Source organism: Xenorhabdus sp. TH1 (assembly GCF_037260955.1).
GTDB lineage: Bacteria > Pseudomonadota > Gammaproteobacteria > Enterobacterales > Enterobacteriaceae > Xenorhabdus > Xenorhabdus griffiniae.
In genome coordinates this window covers 1,230,907-1,249,891 of sequence record NZ_CP147734.1, presented here as the reverse complement: position 1 = coordinate 1,249,891, position 18,985 = coordinate 1,230,907, and the positions used below count along the sequence as shown (strand labels likewise).

Below are 18,985 nucleotides of genomic sequence, written 5' to 3'. Positions count from 1 at the left end.
CAACGATACCTTTCAAATATGACTATCCGCACGACCAATCTGCCAATTAGCAGATTGGCTATATATCAAAAGCCTACAGGTACATACGTTAACAAAGTCAGTAGACCATGTTTCTTAGAGAAAATCCCTCGTTATGATCAAGGAACCTTCTGATTTGGGATGCGTCAATCGGTATAAATCGATACGTAACTGCCAGATTTGACAATCTCAATATCTTCCAGATTATTAATCGTCAAATGAATCTCATTGCGGCGTGGAATATCCGGTGAATCGTGGACAACAATAACCTGACAACCCGCATCCAAGCCAGCATTTATTCCCGCAGCAGCATCTTCAAACACGACACACTCCTCCGGCAATAATCCCAGCTTTTTAGCCCCCAATAAATAGGGTTCAGGGTTTGGTTTTCCATTTGTTACCGACTCGGCCGTCACCCAATGAGCAGGTTCCGGTAATTCCGCCACTTTATGACGTGCAGAAGCGAGAGGAACCGTTCCTGATGTCACAATGGCCCACGGAATATCCAGTGCATTCAACTTATCAATCAAGGCGATGGCACCAGGCAAAGCTGTAATGCCTTCCGTATCTTCTGTTTCAATTTTTTCAATCCATTTGAAAGTATCGGCGATCTCTTCTTCACTCGCATCTGGCATAAAATGCCGGAGCGATAATATCGCCGGCGTGCCATGAACATAGTTCAGAACTTCATCCCTATCGATACCCATCTTATCGGCAAACTGAATCCATGCTCGCTCAACCGCAGGCAATGAATCAATTAGCGTACCATCCAAATCGAATAAAAAACCTCTACATTTCAAAACCAAACCCGACTCCTTCAAATGTCATTATGTGTTAATCAGATACTTATTCCCTATACCAATCGCCTTTCAAGATGCGTCTTCTATCTCCCCCTCTTCGTGGGGAGACGCATCTTGAAGTTAGATTGGTATAACACCTGGGATTAAATATCATCAAGAAAAGCATCGTCTAATTGCTTAAAAGCCCGTTTAAGCAATTCAGCCAATGAAAAGTAGGTCGGGACATTTTCTACTGGTGCCATTGCAATGCCGGCCTGGGCAAATTTTTCCCGAATGTCATAAAACCAATGCAATAATTTTTCCGGTAATGGCGTCGCCGCACGTTTTCCCAACCACCATAATCCCTGCAACGGCAAACTACAGGCAAACAGTGCTGTTGCTACCGATGGCCCCAATTGACCACCCAGCGCGATTTGCCATGTCAAAGTGAAAATGGCCAATGGCGGCATAAACCGAATACCAAAGCGAGTCGCCTTAATTACACGATTTTCAGGAAAAACAGGCGCAAGTTGCTTTTCCAGTGGCCAGGTTTTCAAATATTGCTGTCCTAATTGCATACGCTTGAACCAACCTTGGCTAACAGGCGGTGTCGTGTTCATCATGACCTCAATCAATTAAAGGTATAGTTTTTAAAAAATCTCTACAAAAGATAAAATCTTTTTTGTAGTATTAATGCTATTAAGTATATTTTGTCTTTATTGCTAGCAAACGGTATCCTACACAGACTTTTATGTTGTTGCAGTAGCAAAACAGGAATTTTGCCCTTTTTCGCAACAATTGGGTTCGGTTTGTTAATAAATTGTTTTATTTTTAACATTATTCTTATTTAAGATTAGATCACAACAAGATAATAGGTATTTCCATGTCAAGTAAGCTGGTACTGGTTCTTAATTGCGGTAGCTCCTCCCTGAAATTCGCTATCATCGATCCTGCCAATGGTGAAGAATATCTTTCTGGTTTAGCAGAGTGCTTTGGCCTGCCAGAAGCCCGTATTAAATGGAAAATGGATGGCGCGAAAAACGAAGCTGCTTTAGGTGCCGGCGCAGCACACAGCGAAGCACTGAACTTCATTGTTAATACTATCCTAGCTGAAAAGCCAGAACTTTCTGCACAAATCTCAGCCATCGGTCACCGCATTGTTCATGGTGGTGAGAAGTTCACTTCTTCCGTGGTTATCACCGATGAAGTTATCGCAGGCATTGAAGCGGCTATTCCATTCGCCCCTCTGCACAACCCGGCTCACCTGATCGGTATTGCTGAAGCGAAAAAAGCCTTCCCTCATCTGCTTGAGAAAAACATTGCCGTATTTGACACCGCATTCCACCAGACTATGCCTGAAGAAGCATACCTGTACGCACTGCCTTACAACCTGTACAAAGAGCATGGCATCCGTCGTTATGGTGCACATGGTACCAGCCATTTCTATGTTTCCCGTGAAGCAGCCAAGATGCTGAACAAATCCGTTGAAGAACTGAATGTCATCACTTGCCACCTGGGCAACGGTGGTTCTGTTTCTGCCATTGTCAACGGTCAGTGTGTTGATACTTCCATGGGTCTGACTCCACTGGAAGGCCTGGTCATGGGAACCCGCAGTGGTGATATCGATCCCGCTATCGTATTCCATCTGCACGATGCAATGGGTATGAGCATTGCTCAGATCAACACCCTGCTGACTAAAGAGTCTGGTTTCTTAGGTTTGACCGAAGTCACCAGCGATTGCCGTTATGTAGAAGACAACTACGAAACTAAAGCTGACGCTAAACGGGCTATGGATGTTTACTGCCACCGTCTGGCTAAATACATCGGCGCATACAGCGCATTGATGGAAGGCCGTCTGGACGCCATTATTTTCACTGGTGGCATTGGTGAAAATTCCGCCCTGGTTCGTGAACTGACCATGAAGAAAGTGGCTCTGCTGGGCTTTGAATATGATCATGAGCGTAACCTTGCTGCTCGCTTCGGCAAATCAGGCGTTATCACGACAGATAATAGCCGCCCAGCTCTGGTTATTCCAACCAATGAAGAATTGGTTATTGCTCAGGATTCAGCACGTCTGACCGCATAATCAGCATGATTTTATAACCGCCAGCAATGCTGGCGGTTTTCACGAAGATATCGAACTGAGTCACATTTATTGACTGACGAGCAACCGTTAAAGAGGTTTCCGTGTCCCGTACAATTATGTTAATCCCTACTGACACTAGCGTTGGTTTAACCAGTGTCAGCCTAGGTGTTATTCGCTCTATGGAGCAAAAAGGCGTTCGCCTGAGCGTTTTTAAACCTATCGCACAACCACGTCACACTGGTTCTCAGGATCAAATCACTTCCATTATCCGTTCACACTCCAGCATCCATGCTGCTGAACCTCTGGATATGGCGTATGTGGAGTCACTGTTAAGTACTAACAAAAAAGACGTATTAATGGAAGAGATCGTGGCGCGTTACCACGAAAACACCAAAGATGCGGAAGTGGTTCTGCTCGAAGGTTTGGTTCCGACTCGCAAACATCCGTTTGCCCAGTCCCTGAACTATGAAATCGCCAAGACACTGAACGCTGAAATCGTGTTCGTGACAGCCCTGGGAACCAATACTCCAGAGCAACTGAAAGAAAGAATTGAACTGAGCCGGGCTGAATACGGTGGCAGCAAGAACCAAAACATTATCGGTGTTATCGTTAATAAACTGAATGCCCCGGTTGATGACCAAGGCCGTACTCGCCCTGATTTATCCGAGATCTTTGACGAATCAACCAAAGCGAAGATCACCAACGTCGATCCAAAAACTATCTTCAAAAACAGCCCACTGCCTATTCTCGGTTGTATCCCGTGGAGTTTTGACCTGATCGCTACCCGTGCAATTGATATGGCTAAGCACCTGAAAGCTAGCATTATCAATGAAGGTGCTATCGAAAGCCGTCGCATCAAGTCCGTGACTTTCTGTGCTCGCAGCATTCCTAACATGCTGGAATACTTCCGCCCGGGCTCTCTGCTGGTGACTTCGGCTGACCGCCCTGACGTACTGATCACGGCATGTCTGGCAGCCATGAATGGCGTTGAAATTGGTGCCGTATTGCTGACCGGTGGTTACTCAATTGATGATTCTATCCGTGAACTGTGCGAACGTGCATTCAACACCGGCCTGCCTGTTTTCACTGTGAAGACCAATACATGGCAGACTTCCCTGAACCTGCAAAGTTTCAGTCTGGAAGTGCCGGCCGATGACCATGAGCGCATCGAAAAAGTACAAAACTACGTTGCACAGCACATCAGCAGTGAGTGGATCGATTCTCTGGCAGCTACATCAGAGCGTCCAAATCTGCTGTCTCCCCCTGCATTCCGTTATCAATTGACCGAACTGGCTCGTCAGGCTGGCAAGCGTATCGTTCTGCCGGAAGGCGACGAACCACGTACCGTCAAAGCAGCGGCTATCTGTGCTGAACGTGGCATTGCAGAATGTATCCTGCTGGGCGATCCAGAAGAAATTCGTCGTGTAGCGGCGGCTCAGGGCGTTGAACTGGGCACAGGCATTGAGCTTGTTAACCCTGCATCAGTACGTGAACGCTATGTGCCACGTCTGGTTGAACTGCGTAAGAACAAAGGCATGACCGAAGTTGTTGCCCGCGAACAACTGGAAGACAACGTCGTTCTGGGCACCATGATGCTGGAACAAAACGAAGTTGATGGTCTGGTTTCCGGTGCAGTACATACCACAGCGAACACCATCCGCCCGCCATTGCAGTTAATTAAAACGGCACCAAACAGCTCTCTGGTTTCTTCGGTCTTCTTTATGTTGCTGCCAGAACAAGTGCTGGTTTACGGAGACTGTGCGATTAACCCAGATCCGACCGCAGAACAACTGTCCGAAATTGCAATCCAATCGGCGGATTCTGCGAAAGCATTTGGTATTGAGCCTCGCGTTGCGATGATCTCTTACTCCACCGGAAACTCTGGTGCAGGCAGCGACGTTGAAAAAGTGCGTGAAGCAACCCGTTTGGCACAGGAAAAACGCCCAGATCTGATCATCGACGGCCCATTGCAGTACGACGCGGCTATCATGGCAGATGTAGCGAAATCCAAGGCGCCGAACTCGCCGGTTGCAGGCCAGGCCACCGTGTTCATCTTCCCAGATCTGAACACCGGTAATACCACTTACAAAGCGGTACAACGTTCAGCAGATCTGGTTTCTATCGGACCTATGCTGCAAGGGATGCGTAAACCCGTTAACGACCTGTCCCGTGGCGCACTGGTTGATGATATCGTTTACACTGTTGCACTGACTGCCATTCAGGCAACCCAGCAAGAAAATGCATAATTTTTTGGCTGCATAAACATGGCATAGCCCTATGCTGTTAGCGTGGGGCTATTTCTCATAACGCCTAATTTACCATTTCATCCTGAATGCCCTGCCGTTCACGATTTTTCCGCAGACGCCACAAAATTTCCAATATCACAAACCACACCGGCGTACCATATAGTGCAATACGGGTGTCATAATCAAACACCATGATCACCACCGTAAAGACAAAAAATAGCAAGGTACACCATGTCATAGGGATGCCCATTGGCATTTTATAGATAGATTTTTTATGCAGGTCAGGACGTTTCTTGCGGTAAGCCAGATAAGCAATCAGTATCATGCACCAGCTATAAATCACCATAATGGCGGCAACAGTCGTAACAATAGTAAATAATTTCATGACATTGGGGATAATAAATAGCAAGAATACGCCACTTGCCATGCAAAGCACCGAAAATATCAAACTAAATATAGGAACGGCACTGTTGATTGAAAGTCGCCCAAATTTGCTGTGCGCCAGCTTTTCCGTGGACAAACCATAAAGCATACGAGTACAGGCATATAACCCACTGTTGGCCGAGGACATCGCCGAAGTCAGGGCAACAAAATTAATCACCGCTGCTGCTGCTGGCAACCCTGCTAATGCAAACAACGTCACAAAGGGACTTACTTCCGGTGAAATCTGTGGCCATGAGGTAACAGCAATAATGCACATCATGGAAAGCACGTAAAAGATAATGATCCTGATCGGAATACTGTTGATCGCTTTGGGTAAGATTTTCTCTGGCTCTTTGGTTTCAGCTGTCACGGTGCCAACCAGTTCAATACCGGTAAAAGAGAAAATGGCAATCTGAAAACCCGCCAGAAATCCCAACACGCCATTGGGCAGGAAGACTTCAGGCTCCGTCAAATGGCTTATAGAAGCGGTCACACCATTGGGAGAAGTCCAGCCGACAAAAACCATGCCAATGCCAACGACAATTAAAGCCACTATCGTCACCACCTTAATCATGGCAAACCAGAATTCCGTTTCACCAAACAGCCGTACTGAGAAGAAATTACATAGGCACATCAATGCCAAAATAAACAGTGCCGTTAACCAAAGCCAACTGTCTGGGAACCAATACTGGATATAGCCACCACATACCACCACATCTGCGATGCAACTGACGATCCAGCTCATCCAATAAGTCCATCCCAGAAAATAGCTGGCCTTATCCCCAAGATAATCCGCGACAAAATCAGCAAACGTCCTGTAATCCAATTTGGTGAGCAACAGTTCCCCCATTGCCCGCATGACCATAAAAGCAAAAAAGCCAATCAAAAGATAAGTCAGGATAATTGAAGTCCCTGATATTGCAATGGTTTTCCCTGCTCCCATAAACAACCCTGTACCAATGGCACCACCAATTGCGATCAACTGAACATGGCGCTTACCTAATCCACGGTGCAGTTTTTGCTCACCGGCAGATTGTTCCACCGGTGTTTTTAATGATCTCGTCATCAATAACCTCTACGGCTTGTTGTTTTATGAATTGATTAGGTTAATTTTTCTAACAACAGTCCTGCTCGTAGCCCAACAGCAACATGAGCATTAGGAAACAGGATAAAGTTGGCAGGCGATTCAATCTTCCAGGATTGATGCTGCTGATGGGCGATATCAAAACCTTGCGGTAATTCAGTGAAATTTTTTGTATCCTCTGGGATATTGAGCTGAAAACTGTCATGCTGTTTGATAATTGCATCAACCACACGATAGCGTTTAAGCGCCGGTTTAACGCGTTTACCTGAAGGCAATCCAGCAATCAAATCCTGCAAGGCCGTGGTAATATTGCTGAACCTGGCCAAATCGTTTTGTCCAAAAGGCAGTGCCTTACCGATTTCCAGCGTGCAACTATCCACATTGTAATGTTCACTGGTAAAGTGACTGAACGTTCCCCCTGCTGTGTTATGAAATACCAAGGCATCGAGATCGCTATCTTCCAGCCATTGTAAAAAATCCGCAGCATATTCACGTGCCTGGTATGGCAATAGGGCAAACTGTTCATGGCAGGAACCTCGGATTGCGGTATGAAGATCAAGATGCCGATATTGCGTTGATGCCATCACCGCTGTTTCATGAAAAAATCGCTGGATAACAGACTCCAATTCCAATGCCCGCTTCGATTCATTCCCTAAAGGAAAATTTTGATAACGGCCACCAAACATACGGTTGAGATCATGATCAATATATCGTTGCCCTGTCCGCATGGCGGGTAAATTGCCAAATACCAGCAGAAGATTATGTTGCAATGGCAATTTTCCCTGAGCCAGTTGTAATAATAACTGGATAAGTATTTCTACCGGTGCCGTTTCATTGCCATGAATTCCGGCGGAGATAATCAACGTATCGACAGATTTTTCTTGTGAAGAGGCCCCTGTTACTTGTGGTCGTTTTTGCGGTAATAACTGTAATACCCCTTCCGCTAGCCATGATGACTGAATCGTTGGCGGAAAAACCAGGTTATTTTCGATCTTGTTTTCAAGTAATAAAGTCAGTAAATCCATTTCATCTCCTGATTAATTCTGAAACTCATAAATCGAACCCAATTTGAGGATCTGTGTCAGTTCATCAAGGGCAGAATAGACCTCCCTCAATAGCTGCGGATCAGCAAGATCAGCCGCATATAGGGAATCCCGATAATGGCGCTCAACCCATGCTGTCAGACGTTGATACAGTTTTGGTGTCATCAAGGTAGCTGGATTGACGGCTGCCAACTCTTGTTCATTTAAAACAACCCTGAGTCGCAAACAAGCCGGCCCACCGCCATTGCGCATACTTTCCCGCAAGTCAAAAAAGTGGAGCTTATTGATGGGGGAATTTCCTTTTGCAATCAATTCTTGCAAATAAGCTGAGACATTGTGATTTTGGCGGCACTCTTCCGGTAAAATCAGCATCATGTTGCCATCCGGCTGGCTCAACAGCTGGCTGTTAAACAAGTAAGATTCGACCGCATCCTGAAGAGTGACTTGCTCCATAGGCACTTCAATCGCCACCAAGTTGTGCCCAAGCCGCGCCATTTTTTCCCCCAACTCGGCCAAAACTGATTGCTGATTTAAAAAAGCCTGCTGATGATGAAAAAGAACATGACGGTTGCTCACTGAAATGACATCGTTATGAAACACACCACTATCAATGGCTGCGGGATTTTGTTGGGCAAATACCGTCCTGGAGTCCTCTAATTGATGCAGGCGGGCGATTGCCTGGCTGGCTTCCAGTGTCTGCCGGGCGGGATAGCGCTTAGGTACAATCCCTTCCTGCAATACCTTACGTCCATAGACAAATAACTGTACACCGGCTTCATCATATTCGCCGCAAAAACGGTTGTGGTTTGCCGCACCTTCATCTCCCCAATCCACATGTTGGGGCAGAGGATCATGATGAACAAAATAGTCTTGCGCTGGGAAAGTTGCTTTCAAAGCTCGTGAAGTCGTAGTGCTTTCCAACGAACGATGCAGCTTGTTATTTAAATTTGCTACCGTGAAGTGGACACGTTGATCCGCACTATCTGCTGAAGGGGAAACCGTTGCCGCATTTGCTGTCCACATAGAAGAGGCGGAACTCAGGTTAGACAATAACAATGGAGAATATTGGGCGACTTTATTTAATACCTGTTCGTCACTGCCGGTAAACCCGAGCTGTCGCAATACAGACAGGTGAGGACGCTGTTGCGGGGGCAAAACCCCCTGTACTAACCCCATATCAGACAACGCCTTCATTTTCATCAATCCCTGAAGTGCGGCTTTACGAGGATTAGATTCTTTCCCCTGATGATTGATGGACGCTTTATTCCCCGTTGACAGGCCAGCGTAATGGTGTGTCATGCCTACCAAACCATCAAAATTTGCTTCAATTCCTGACATAACCACCTCTGACATCCGATTGATTGGTGAAAAAATTAAGCCCTGGTGCCGGTGTTTCAGGCAAAACCAAATTTTCCGTTGTCAGGGAAGCCATCGGCCAGGCACAATAATCCGCGGCATAATAAGCACTGGGGCGGTGATTACCTGAAGCCCCAATACCACCAAATGGCGCCTTGCTGGATGCGCCTGTCAGTGGCTTATTCCAGTTCACGATCCCCGCTCTCGCCGCTTGCAGTAACTTCTCAAACAGGCCGGGATCAGGAGAAATTAGCCCGGTTGCCAGCCCAAATCGGGTATCATTTGCCATTGAGATGGCTGCATCGAAAGTGGTATAGCGCTTAACTGTCAACAGAGGTCCAAAATATTCTTCGTCAGGAATATCGTTGACATTGGTGAGATCAATGATGCCGGGTGTCATAAACGTCGAATGCGGATCAGGCTGGGTTAAGGTGAGCAAAGATCTCCCCCCCAGGGCCAATAACTTATTCTGAGCGCCCAGCAAACTCTCCACCGCCGCTAAAGAGATGACGCCGCCGATAAAAGGCTGAGGATCAGCATTCCAATGACCAGGCACAATCTGGCCTGCGACATCAACTAACTGTTGGATCAACGCATCGCCCTTCTCCCCTTGCTTCACCAACAACCTACGGGCACAAGTGCAGCGCTGTCCTGCGGAGATAAAGGCTGACTGGACAATGGTGTAAACCGCGGCGTCAATATCATCATAATCATCTACAATCAGGGCATTGTTGCCGCCCATCTCCAGAGCCAGCATTTTTTCTGGCTGACCTGCCAATAAGCGATGAAAGTGAAACCCCGTTGCTGCACTGCCTGTAAACAGCACACCATCAATTTCGCGATTATCCAGCAAGGCACCGCCAGTTTCTTTGCCTCCTTGAACCAAATTCAATACCCCTACAGGCAATCCTGCTTTAATCCACAACTCCACGGTTTTTTCCGCCGTCAGCGGCGTTAATTCGCTGGGCTTGAACACCAATGTATTACCGGCAATGAGCGCAGGGACAATATGTCCATTCGGTAAATGCCCCGGAAAATTATAGGGGCCGAAGATAGCCATCACTCCGTGAGGACGATGCTGTAATATCGATTTTCCGTCTGGCATCGGTGTTTCAGAATACCCTGTTCGCTGTAGCCATGCTTCAATTGAAATGGCAACCTTGCCTATCATCGATTGGACTTCTGTCCGTGTTTCCCACAAAGGCTTACTGGTTTCCTCACTGATCACCTGCGCAATTTTTTCTTTTTCTTGAGTCAGCAAATCAGCAAATGTCTGAATAATCGCAATCCGTTTTTCAACCGCCAATCCAGACCATGCAGGAAATGCTTTGCGGGCGGATTGGCAGGCTTCAACTACCTGGTGCTCAGAAGCACCGTTTGCCTGCCATAAGATCCGCTGATCTACAGGAGAATATTTAATAACAGGCAGACCCTTCCCTGCTATCCACTCACCGCCAATGTAATTTGCTTGATGATTCATTATGAAATTCCTCAATTGCAACAGCGCTTAATGACAAAGTTTTAATTGTGAAAACCGAGAATGGTGAAAACTGCTAAGAGAAAAGAGAAACGAAGCGTACCGGATCGCCATCATCCACATGCAATACCGCCATTTCTGCGGAGGTAAGCAGCAATTCATCGCTATCCAAAGATTCAGAAACAGATAACAGGAGTGCTTTAAACGCCTGAAAATTCAGGTTAGAGACAATGCATTGTACGCCACCCTGTGATCGGGAAACCTGATCGTTTCTTTTAACATGCACAAGCCGGCTGGCTCTGATTGTCCGTACATTATCAATTTCGGCATCCAAGATGGCGCCCGCATCAAAAATATCGACCGCATCGTGATAAGCAAATCCCTCTTTTTCCAAAATGGCGCGGGCAGGCAGCGTATTTTCATGTACCTGACCAATGGTCTGGCGGGCTTCTTCTGACAACAAAGGGACATAAATGGGATAAAATGGCATCAATTCTGCAATAAACGTTTTAGAGCCAATGCCTGTCAAGTAGTCAGCTTCAGCAAAGGAGACATTAAAGAAATGTTTCCCCAGAGCATCCCAGAATGGCGATTCACCTTGTTGATTCACAATGCCACGCATTTCCGCAAAAATGCTTTTTGGGAAGAGAGATCTGAATGCAGCAATAAACAAAAAGCGGCTTCGGGAAAGAAAAACACCATTGCCTCCCCCGTGATAATCGGGATCAAGGAATAACGTACACAATTCAGTGCATCCGGTATAATCCTGCCCGACAATCAGCGTTTCAAATGTGTTATAGACACCCAATTCGCGGGAAGCTCGCACTGATCGATGTACGCGAAAATTGTAAAAAGGCTCCTCCAACCCAACAGCAACTTCCAGCGCACTGACACCAACAACACGATGCGTTTCTGTATCTTCCAAGGTAAATAAAAATCCTTGTTGTGCTCGTTCCTTTGCATCGTTGAAAGAATCAATACTGCGTGAAATCCGTGCCGTCAGATATTCCTGATTATTGGGTAATGTCGTCAGGCCAATTCCTGCACGGGACGAAAGATTGAGGATATCCCCTAGATCTTCATATTGAACGGGTCTAAATAACATCATGATATCACCTCAAATCAGCTTTATTCCTGAACAAATCGCTTGAGGGCGCTTTCAAGGCGGATGAAACCGTCATTGATATCCTGCTGTTCGATATTTAATGCAGGAGCAAAACGCAACACATTGGGACCCGCTATCAAGGCAATCAATCCTTCTTCCGCAGCGATATTAGTCAGGTTTTTCGCTTTGCCCTGATATTTTTCAACCAACTCAGCGCCCAACAATAACCCTTTACCGCGCAATTCACTGAATACTTGATAACGTTGATTAAGCTTGGCCATCCGTCTCATAAATTCATGGTGACGCTCTTGCACTTCAGCAAGAAACTTTGGTTGGTTTACCAACTCGACGACTTTGTTAGCAACGGCTGCCGCCAGCGGATTTCCACCAAATGTTGTCCCGTGTGATCCCGGCTGGAAAGCCTCTGCGATATGTTGTCTGACCAACATGGCACCAATCGGGAATCCACCACCCAGCCCTTTGGCACTAGTCAAGATATCCGGCTCTACCCCAATCCCTTCGTAGGCATACAAATACCCAGTGCGGCCTATACCCGTTTGGATTTCGTCAAAAATCAGCAACGCTTGATATTGATCACATAATTCCCGTAATACTTTTAAAAATGCCGGCTCGGCAGGGATCACCCCGCCTTCCCCAATGATCGGTTCAACAATCACAGCACAGGTTTTTTCTGATATATGGGCCTTGATAGCATCGATATCATTAAATGGCAGATGAGTAATTTGCTGCGGCAATGGCGCAAAGTCTTGAGAATATTTAGGTTGCCCTCCGACAGTCACAGTAAATAATGTTCTGCCGTGGAAGGAGTTCTCAAATGAAATAATTTCGTTCTTATGATTTCCATATTTATCTAATGCATATTTCCTGGCAATTTTTAATGCAGCTTCATTTGCTTCTGCTCCTGAATTACAGAAAAAAACCTTATCTGCGAATGTATTTTCAACCAGAGCTTTTGCCAGTTTTAAAACAGGTTCATTGGTATAGCCATTACCAATATGCCACATATTCTCCATTTGAAAATTTAGTGCATTCTTTAATTCATCATTGGCATGACCCAGTGAATTCACCGCAATTCCACCAGCAAAATCAATATATTCCTTACCACTCTGATCCCAGACACGTGAGCCTTTAGCGACGACTGGGATAAAATTTGCCGGTGAAAAACAGGGAACCATATACTGGTCAAACCAATTTCTTTGGATCGTGTTCAACATTTGTGTTTCCTCACATGATTAAGATATAAAAAATAAGGAATAATTTTATATATTATTAAATTTAATTTTTAATGATTGGCCTTATTTAAATTATCAATTCATTGTTTCGATAAGTTTCCAAGGACATTATTACAAGATTCTTTTTGATCTTGTTTGATCATGAATTGACCTCATAATCCCCTTGAGATTTAACAAAGTCAACACAACAAAATCACAATTAATTTACTTTATGATGTTTTTCACAATTTATAAAAATGCATTTATTTTCAGTTTATGCATCGTTTATGCATAAAAAAATAAATAAAAAGAGGTATGGAATTGAGAACAGCGGAAGTGATGTCTTTCTGTCTAATAATTATTCAGAATAATAGTTATAAGTTATACCCAAAAATTAAAAAATGTATTTGCAATTAGTGATTTTTATCCTAGTAAACAATATTACTATTTAAAATCAATTGGTTATTAATTAATACCCCTATCGAGCGTGTCAAGCGGGTATATCAGTGCTTACAACTGTTACCGGCAAATAAACACCTCATTGGAAAAACTTAAAAGCCATCACTTAAAAATTTCTACTCAAAAGACAATTTTTCAGTGATAGCTTAAGCGTAATTTAGGTTAATTTAATAATATGTATCGTATGCTTTATTTAAAACACCCCAGCTATTCAGCGCTTACGTAGTGCGCTCAGCCGCATCGTCAAGATGAACAGAGGTACGCCAATGAGTGTGAAACTTAACCCGATAGGGAGAAAGACTTCTGAGGGCACTGCTTTCGTCATGATATCCGCGGTGATGACTAGATTGCCGCCCACCAGAGCGGAAAGAAACAGCCGGGCGCGGCCTGTAGCCGATGAAATAAAACTAGCTAGATGCGGTGCTAATATCCCCAGAAAGCTCAATGGCCCTACTGTGGTGACAGATGCTGCGCTTAACAGGACAGAAAACATCATCAGCAGAGGACGGGAATATTTGATAGGCTCCCCAAGGGACATAGCAAGTTCGTTTCCAAGCTCATAGCGGTTTAACGCGGGGCCAGTGATCAGGATCCCGATAATACTCAATAAGAATAATGGCATGAATGATGCGATAATTGACCAATTGGCCTGAAACAACGAGCCTTGCATCCATCCAGAAAGATTCAAGGATAACTCTGTCGGAAGATAGAGAATAAGAAAAGAGCTGACAGAGCTAAGAACGGATGAGACGGCAATCCCCATCAGCAAAATTGCCAAGCCACTTGCGCGATTATTACCAACGAGCAAAGTCAAAAATAACGCAACAACCAGTCCACCAGCCAGTGCAGCAAAGACGATCAGCATCTTAGGTGCGGAAGGGACAAACGCCAGCAAGACTATGATCATCGTCATAGATCCCTGACTTATGCCAAAAAGGCCGGGGTCAGCCAGTGGATTGCGAGCAATCGGCTGTAAAATAGCGCCGGCAAGGGCTGCACACCAACCCACCATCAAACCCAATAAAATATGAGGTATCCGTACAACCCAGAGTGCATAAAATTGGTGGTGATCAAGGGAATGTCCGAAAAGCATATGCGTAAATTCGCGTATACCAACGTTCGTAACCCCGACGTTTAAAGAAATAACCACGAGTATGATCGTGATGATAAATAGATATAAACCGACTTTTATATCACGGGTACGCATCTGCAACCCGTTGGCGAAACGTAATACCCTTTGTCCGTCTGTTGCCTGACCGAAATTCATAACGATCTCTCCGATGTTACTGAAAGATAGCGCTTTCTTATGATCCAGATAAAAAACAACCCTCCCAAAAAATCCATCAGAATGCCGGTATGTATGACATAAGGCTGGAAAAGTGTCTGTGCACAGAGATTGGCAATCAGGCAGATACTTGCCCCTGTCAGGGCACAAGCTGGCAGAGACAGCATAAAATTCTGACCAACCAGAGGCTTAACAATATGGGGGACAACCAGCCCCACGAAACCAATAGGACCGCATATGGCAACGGCAGAACTGGATGCAACTATGGCTGCAATCAACGCAATGCGTGAAACAAGTGTGGCATTGACACCAATCGAAAGCGCCTTTTCATAACCGAGAAGAATAAGTGTCAGTGGACGTGCCAGTAATAAAAGTACTATCAAGGCCAATATACCGAACCACCAGAAATGGTGAAGTCTTGTGATATAGACATGATTGATAGCCCCTGCTAACCAGCTCAAATATTCGGCTCGTAATGCAGGATAGGCAAGAAGAACCGCATTGCTTATTCCAAGATAAAGCATCGCTATTAATGTGCCTGACAGTATCAGTAGCAAGTCGCGAGAAACGCCGTTAACACCCGCTAAGCGAGATACCGCAAAAGATGACAGAAAACCAAATAATCCACCGGCAAGAGCTGCTATGCCTTGTAATGTCAGGTCAAACTCAAGGCTGATTGCACCGACTATGACAAACAGTGTCGCACCAGCATTGATTCCCAAGGTTGATGAGGAGGCCAGTGGATTGCGGATAAGCCCCTGGAAGACGAGACCACTGCATGCCATCACCGCACCGACATAAACAGAAATCAAAGCCCGTGGCAATCGCTGGTATAGAATAACTGCCTGCTCATAGTTCTGCGGTTCGGGCTGTGTTAAGGCCGCATAAATTTGCGAAACTGACGCAATATTCACGCCAAAAGAGAGACTAGAAAAAAAGATCAGCAGAAATACAATAGGGGCAAATATAAAGAACAATCTGGATTTCATTGTCATACTCTAGGCTGATTTTCAGGATGGTTTATACCCGGATAAGGCTGACAGATAACGCTGCCGTTGTGACTGAAAATATCGGCCGGAATATCGAATACGCGCTGGATATTATCTACTGTTATCGTTTTATTGACAGCACCTGCTGCAATAATGCTGCCAGTATTCAGCATCACAACATCATCAGCAAAAGTCGTTGTTAGATTTAAATCATGTAGCACCACAACGATGGTTTTTCCGTGCTGGAGTGAGAGATCGCGAACCAGTTTAAGCACCGTGTATTGATATTTGATATCCAGGTGGTTCACTGGCTCGTCCATAAGAATGATGTCAGTGTCCTGTGCAAGCACCATCGCCACCCAGGCGCGCTGGCGTTGCCCTCCGGAAAGGGCATTGACTTGAGAGCCTGCTTTATCGGCCAAGCCGACGATTTCCAGTACATCATGAAACAATTTGCGATCCCGCGAGGATGGCCCGCCGAAAAGCGAATTGCGCCCACAAGCTGCCAGCTCGATCAACTCTCCTAGTGTCATGTAATCCGGGCAGTGACATTCCTGCGGCAGATAAGAGATTCTTCGAGCCAGCGCTTTACGACTTATCCCTGTAATCGGCTTACCTTCCAACAGAATTTCTCCGCTTTTCAGGGGAATGAAACCCATGATGGACTTCAGAAGTGTTGACTTACCGCAGCCATTAGACCCGACGAGTGCAGTGATACGCCCTTGGGCAAAGTCTATTGACAAATCATGCAATACGGTTTTCTTGCCGTAAGTTGCGGTGATATTTTTTGCTGTAAGCACCAAAGACTCCTTCAGTTTATCTTATGTAAAATAAATTACAGTGTAATAGTTATGATTTGGTTAGTATACCAAGATCACAGGGTAAGCCCCAATCTCGTTGTTTGTTACCTCTCACATGACAGCCTCCTGCACTTGAACGAGTTGGCTCGATTCAGCAATGACATCGTTGATTAATGCATCGATTTTACTACTGTCGCGATGATGTGCCGTAGTGATTAGATGTGCAACATCCCCCGATGTTGCCAAACAATATTTCTTCCAGACGGCGGCCGACGGACATGGAAATACCACTGTAATGGAGTTGTCATGACGCCAGGCGTTTATCCCGGCGGCACGGAAACGCTCGACGGCATATTGTGCCATCTCCAGGCAGTGTTTGGTGCGGCGCTGCCAATCGGCAAATGAGTGACTGCAAATGGCTGCCCATATCATTAGTGGTGTCTGGCCATTACGTGAACCTGAGATGGTTCTGTCCTGGGCAGAAATGTAATCAACATCGACTGCAATACGCTCAACGTTTTTCCGTTTTGCAACAACAATCCCGCAAGGAATGGGGGAACCTATCATTTTGTGCCCGGAGACACAAATGGAGTCGATACCATCTGCAAAGGTAAAAGGCTGCGGGTTATCTACGAACGGCAAGATCATCCCACTTAAGGCAGCGTCAGCATGTAGGTAGTAATCCTCTCGAGCGATACCAATTTGCTGCATACGTTGTTGAATGATCTTTATGTTATCCACCGCACCACGCAACGTCGTGCCGATATTGGCAAAGATAATTGGATGTGGTTCTTTATGCGCAATAATCTTCTGTATCAGGTCATTATCATCTATCTCACCAGTAGGTAAGGATTCTACTAAACAAGATTTGATACGCAGTAATTTGACGATCTTAGCTACCGAATAATGCGTATCTTTTGAATAATAAAGTGTCCCTTCCGGGAATAGTTCTCGCCCAAGATAGCAGCCGAACATATTACCTTCCGTTCCTCCGTTGGTAACATAACCCCAACTGTCTTCGAAAGGGATTTTGAACAGTTCAGCAAAGTATTTCATGACCTCTTTTTCGAACTCAAAAGAGTTTAACAGATAGTTACACTCCGCTCCCCAGTCACCACAATTGTTGATAGAGAACTGCATGAATCTCTGTAAATAAGAATAATCAAAGTCTGAGGATTCAGGATAGCCGATATTGAAATACTGGTTTTTAACACAGTAATGCCAAAACGCATCTAGCTTGTTCTTATCCGCAAGGGACAATGTCATCTTTATCTCCTGTATCGTAGCACTATAGTAGATCAAAGCTCTGGAATGATGAGTTTTTAGGCAAACGATAATACTCTCGCCCAAGCAGCTGGTTGGCAATAATCCCATTGCGATACGCGCCAAGCCCCAGATCAGGAGAGCCAATACCGTGCTGAAAAATCTCAGCATTCTGGACGAAAATAAAGCCTTTTCCTTTGTCAAGGCGCTGAGCGCTAAAGTCTTCTTTTACAATAAGATCGCCATAATCATCGGTTGCAAGCACTGTATTTTTGAGTCCTTCTAACCATTCTGGGCTGGTATGCTCATAACCTGTAGCCGCGACAATAGCATCGGTTTCAATGACGCCAACTTTATCGAGATGCCGATGACGAAAAACAACTCGCAACGCCTCAGAGTCTCCTATATTTTCCACCTGCTCGACTTCACAATTTGAAACAAGCAGAAGTCCTGGATCACGACCGCCGATAGAACCTTCATACAAAATATCGAAGATATCTGCGATAGTTGATACGCTGATACCTTTATAAAGTCCCCCCTGAGACTCCACGATCTTGCGGCGTTTCTCTCTTGTTATATTGTGAAAATAGTTCATGTAGGCCGGCGTGAAACACTCCTGACCCAGTTTCGACGATTCCATAGGATGAAAACCGGCAGATCGGGTGATCCACTGGATTGAAGCACCGGCCTCTATCATTTCAGGCGTCAATGCATTGTGGAGCGCTAGCACGCATTCGGCTGCACTTTGCCCTGAGCCAATTACCGTGACACGCCGGCATGTTGAGAGCTGTGCTTGTCTGTTTATGAATTCTGCCGAATGTAAAATAGGCGCTTTGGTCTGGATCTTAGCCCACTCAGGCAGAAATGGAGCGGTTCCTATACCGATAGCAAGGTTACGACTGTAATATTGATGCGTCGGTCCCGTATGAGGTTTACTTTCAATAATGAAATGATCGGAAACGGGATCATAATCCACATTAATAACATTTTCACCGAATTGGCAGGAGGGAAGCTGTTGCGTCACCCAGCGGCAATAATGGTCATATTCCTGGCGTGGGATCTGAAAGTTTTCATAATAGTAGAATTTATAAAGACGATCATGTTTATGAAGATAGTTCAGAAAACTCAGAGGGTGTGTAGGCTCTGCCATCGTTACCAGATCCGCCAAGAATGGAACCTGTAGCGTTGTACCGGGTAACAAAAGCCCCTCATGCCAGCGAAACTCAAGTTTACGTTCGAGGAAAAGGCTGGTCAGATCAGAGTGTGACGAAAGTAACGCCGCCAATCCCAGATTGAAGGGGCCAATACCAATACCGAGCAGGTCAATATTATTATTCATA

At 45.4% G+C, this 18,985-nt stretch carries 15 protein-coding genes; 2 read left to right on the top strand and 13 right to left on the bottom strand.

Annotated features, from left to right (window positions below):
• Nucleotides 1–164: 164 nt before the first annotated feature.
• Nucleotides 165–824 carry a sugar phosphatase gene (locus WDV74_RS05485; protein WP_338885052.1) on the bottom strand — a complete coding sequence of 220 codons (660 nt, stop codon included), beginning with the start codon at nt 822–824 and terminating at the stop codon, nt 165–167.
• Nucleotides 825–961: 137 nt separating this feature from the next.
• The gene (gene yfbV, locus WDV74_RS05480) at nt 962–1,417 is read right to left on the bottom strand and encodes a terminus macrodomain insulation protein YfbV (RefSeq protein WP_338885544.1); all 456 of its coding nucleotides are present in this window, start codon (nt 1,415–1,417) and stop codon (nt 962–964) included.
• Between the two features lie 263 nt (nt 1,418–1,680).
• On the opposite strand from yfbV, the gene ackA reads away from it, so the two are divergent.
• On the top strand, nt 1,681–2,883 hold the full coding sequence (gene ackA, locus WDV74_RS05475; RefSeq protein ID WP_338885051.1) for an acetate kinase: 1,203 nt from the start codon (nt 1,681–1,683) through the stop codon (nt 2,881–2,883).
• A gap of 101 nt (nt 2,884–2,984) precedes the next feature.
• The gene (gene pta, locus WDV74_RS05470) at nt 2,985–5,129 is read left to right on the top strand and encodes a phosphate acetyltransferase (RefSeq protein ID WP_338885050.1); all 2,145 of its coding nucleotides are present in this window, start codon (nt 2,985–2,987) and stop codon (nt 5,127–5,129) included.
• 64 nt (nt 5,130–5,193) lie between these two features.
• On the opposite strand, the gene WDV74_RS05465 is transcribed toward pta, so the two are convergent.
• The 11 genes from WDV74_RS05465 to basC all read right to left on the bottom strand — a co-directional run bounded on the left by WDV74_RS05465 (nt 5,194) and on the right by basC (nt 18,984).
• Complete coding sequence (locus WDV74_RS05465) at nt 5,194–6,618, bottom strand: amino acid permease (RefSeq protein WP_338885049.1); 1,425 nt, start codon at nt 6,616–6,618, stop codon at nt 5,194–5,196.
• Between the two features lie 35 nt (nt 6,619–6,653).
• The gene (gene astE / locus WDV74_RS05460; protein ID WP_338885048.1) at nt 6,654–7,661 is read right to left on the bottom strand and encodes a succinylglutamate desuccinylase; all 1,008 of its coding nucleotides are present in this window, start codon (nt 7,659–7,661) and stop codon (nt 6,654–6,656) included.
• A gap of 12 nt (nt 7,662–7,673) precedes the next feature.
• Entirely contained in the window at nt 7,674–9,017 is a 1,344-nt protein-coding gene (astB, locus tag WDV74_RS05455) for an N-succinylarginine dihydrolase (protein WP_338885047.1), read from the bottom strand.
• Complete coding sequence (astD, locus tag WDV74_RS05450) at nt 9,004–10,515, bottom strand: succinylglutamate-semialdehyde dehydrogenase (protein WP_338885046.1); 1,512 nt, start codon at nt 10,513–10,515, stop codon at nt 9,004–9,006. Before astD ends, astB begins: the two co-directional genes overlap by 14 nt.
• Before the next feature lie 73 nt (nt 10,516–10,588).
• Nucleotides 10,589–11,620, bottom strand: coding sequence for an arginine N-succinyltransferase (gene astA, locus WDV74_RS05445; RefSeq protein WP_338885045.1), 1,032 nt, complete (start codon nt 11,618–11,620; stop codon nt 10,589–10,591).
• A gap of 20 nt (nt 11,621–11,640) precedes the next feature.
• Entirely contained in the window at nt 11,641–12,852 is a 1,212-nt protein-coding gene (locus tag WDV74_RS05440) for an aspartate aminotransferase family protein (protein WP_338885044.1), read from the bottom strand.
• 667 nt (nt 12,853–13,519) lie between these two features.
• The gene (locus WDV74_RS05435; RefSeq protein WP_338885043.1) at nt 13,520–14,575 is read right to left on the bottom strand and encodes an iron ABC transporter permease; all 1,056 of its coding nucleotides are present in this window, start codon (nt 14,573–14,575) and stop codon (nt 13,520–13,522) included.
• Nucleotides 14,572–15,582, bottom strand: a complete 1,011-nt coding sequence (locus WDV74_RS05430) for an iron ABC transporter permease (protein WP_338885042.1) — start codon at nt 15,580–15,582, stop codon at nt 14,572–14,574. Before WDV74_RS05430 ends, WDV74_RS05435 begins: the two co-directional genes overlap by 4 nt.
• Before the next feature lie 2 nt (nt 15,583–15,584).
• The gene (locus tag WDV74_RS05425; RefSeq protein WP_338885041.1) at nt 15,585–16,382 is read right to left on the bottom strand and encodes an ABC transporter ATP-binding protein; all 798 of its coding nucleotides are present in this window, start codon (nt 16,380–16,382) and stop codon (nt 15,585–15,587) included.
• A gap of 111 nt (nt 16,383–16,493) precedes the next feature.
• The gene (locus tag WDV74_RS05420) at nt 16,494–17,648 is read right to left on the bottom strand and encodes a histidine decarboxylase (RefSeq protein ID WP_338885040.1); all 1,155 of its coding nucleotides are present in this window, start codon (nt 17,646–17,648) and stop codon (nt 16,494–16,496) included.
• 22 nt (nt 17,649–17,670) lie between these two features.
• Nucleotides 17,671–18,984 carry a putative histamine N-monooxygenase gene (gene basC, locus WDV74_RS05415; RefSeq protein ID WP_338885039.1) on the bottom strand — a complete coding sequence of 438 codons (1,314 nt, stop codon included), beginning with the start codon at nt 18,982–18,984 and terminating at the stop codon, nt 17,671–17,673.
• Between the last annotated feature and the right edge of the window lies 1 nt (nt 18,985).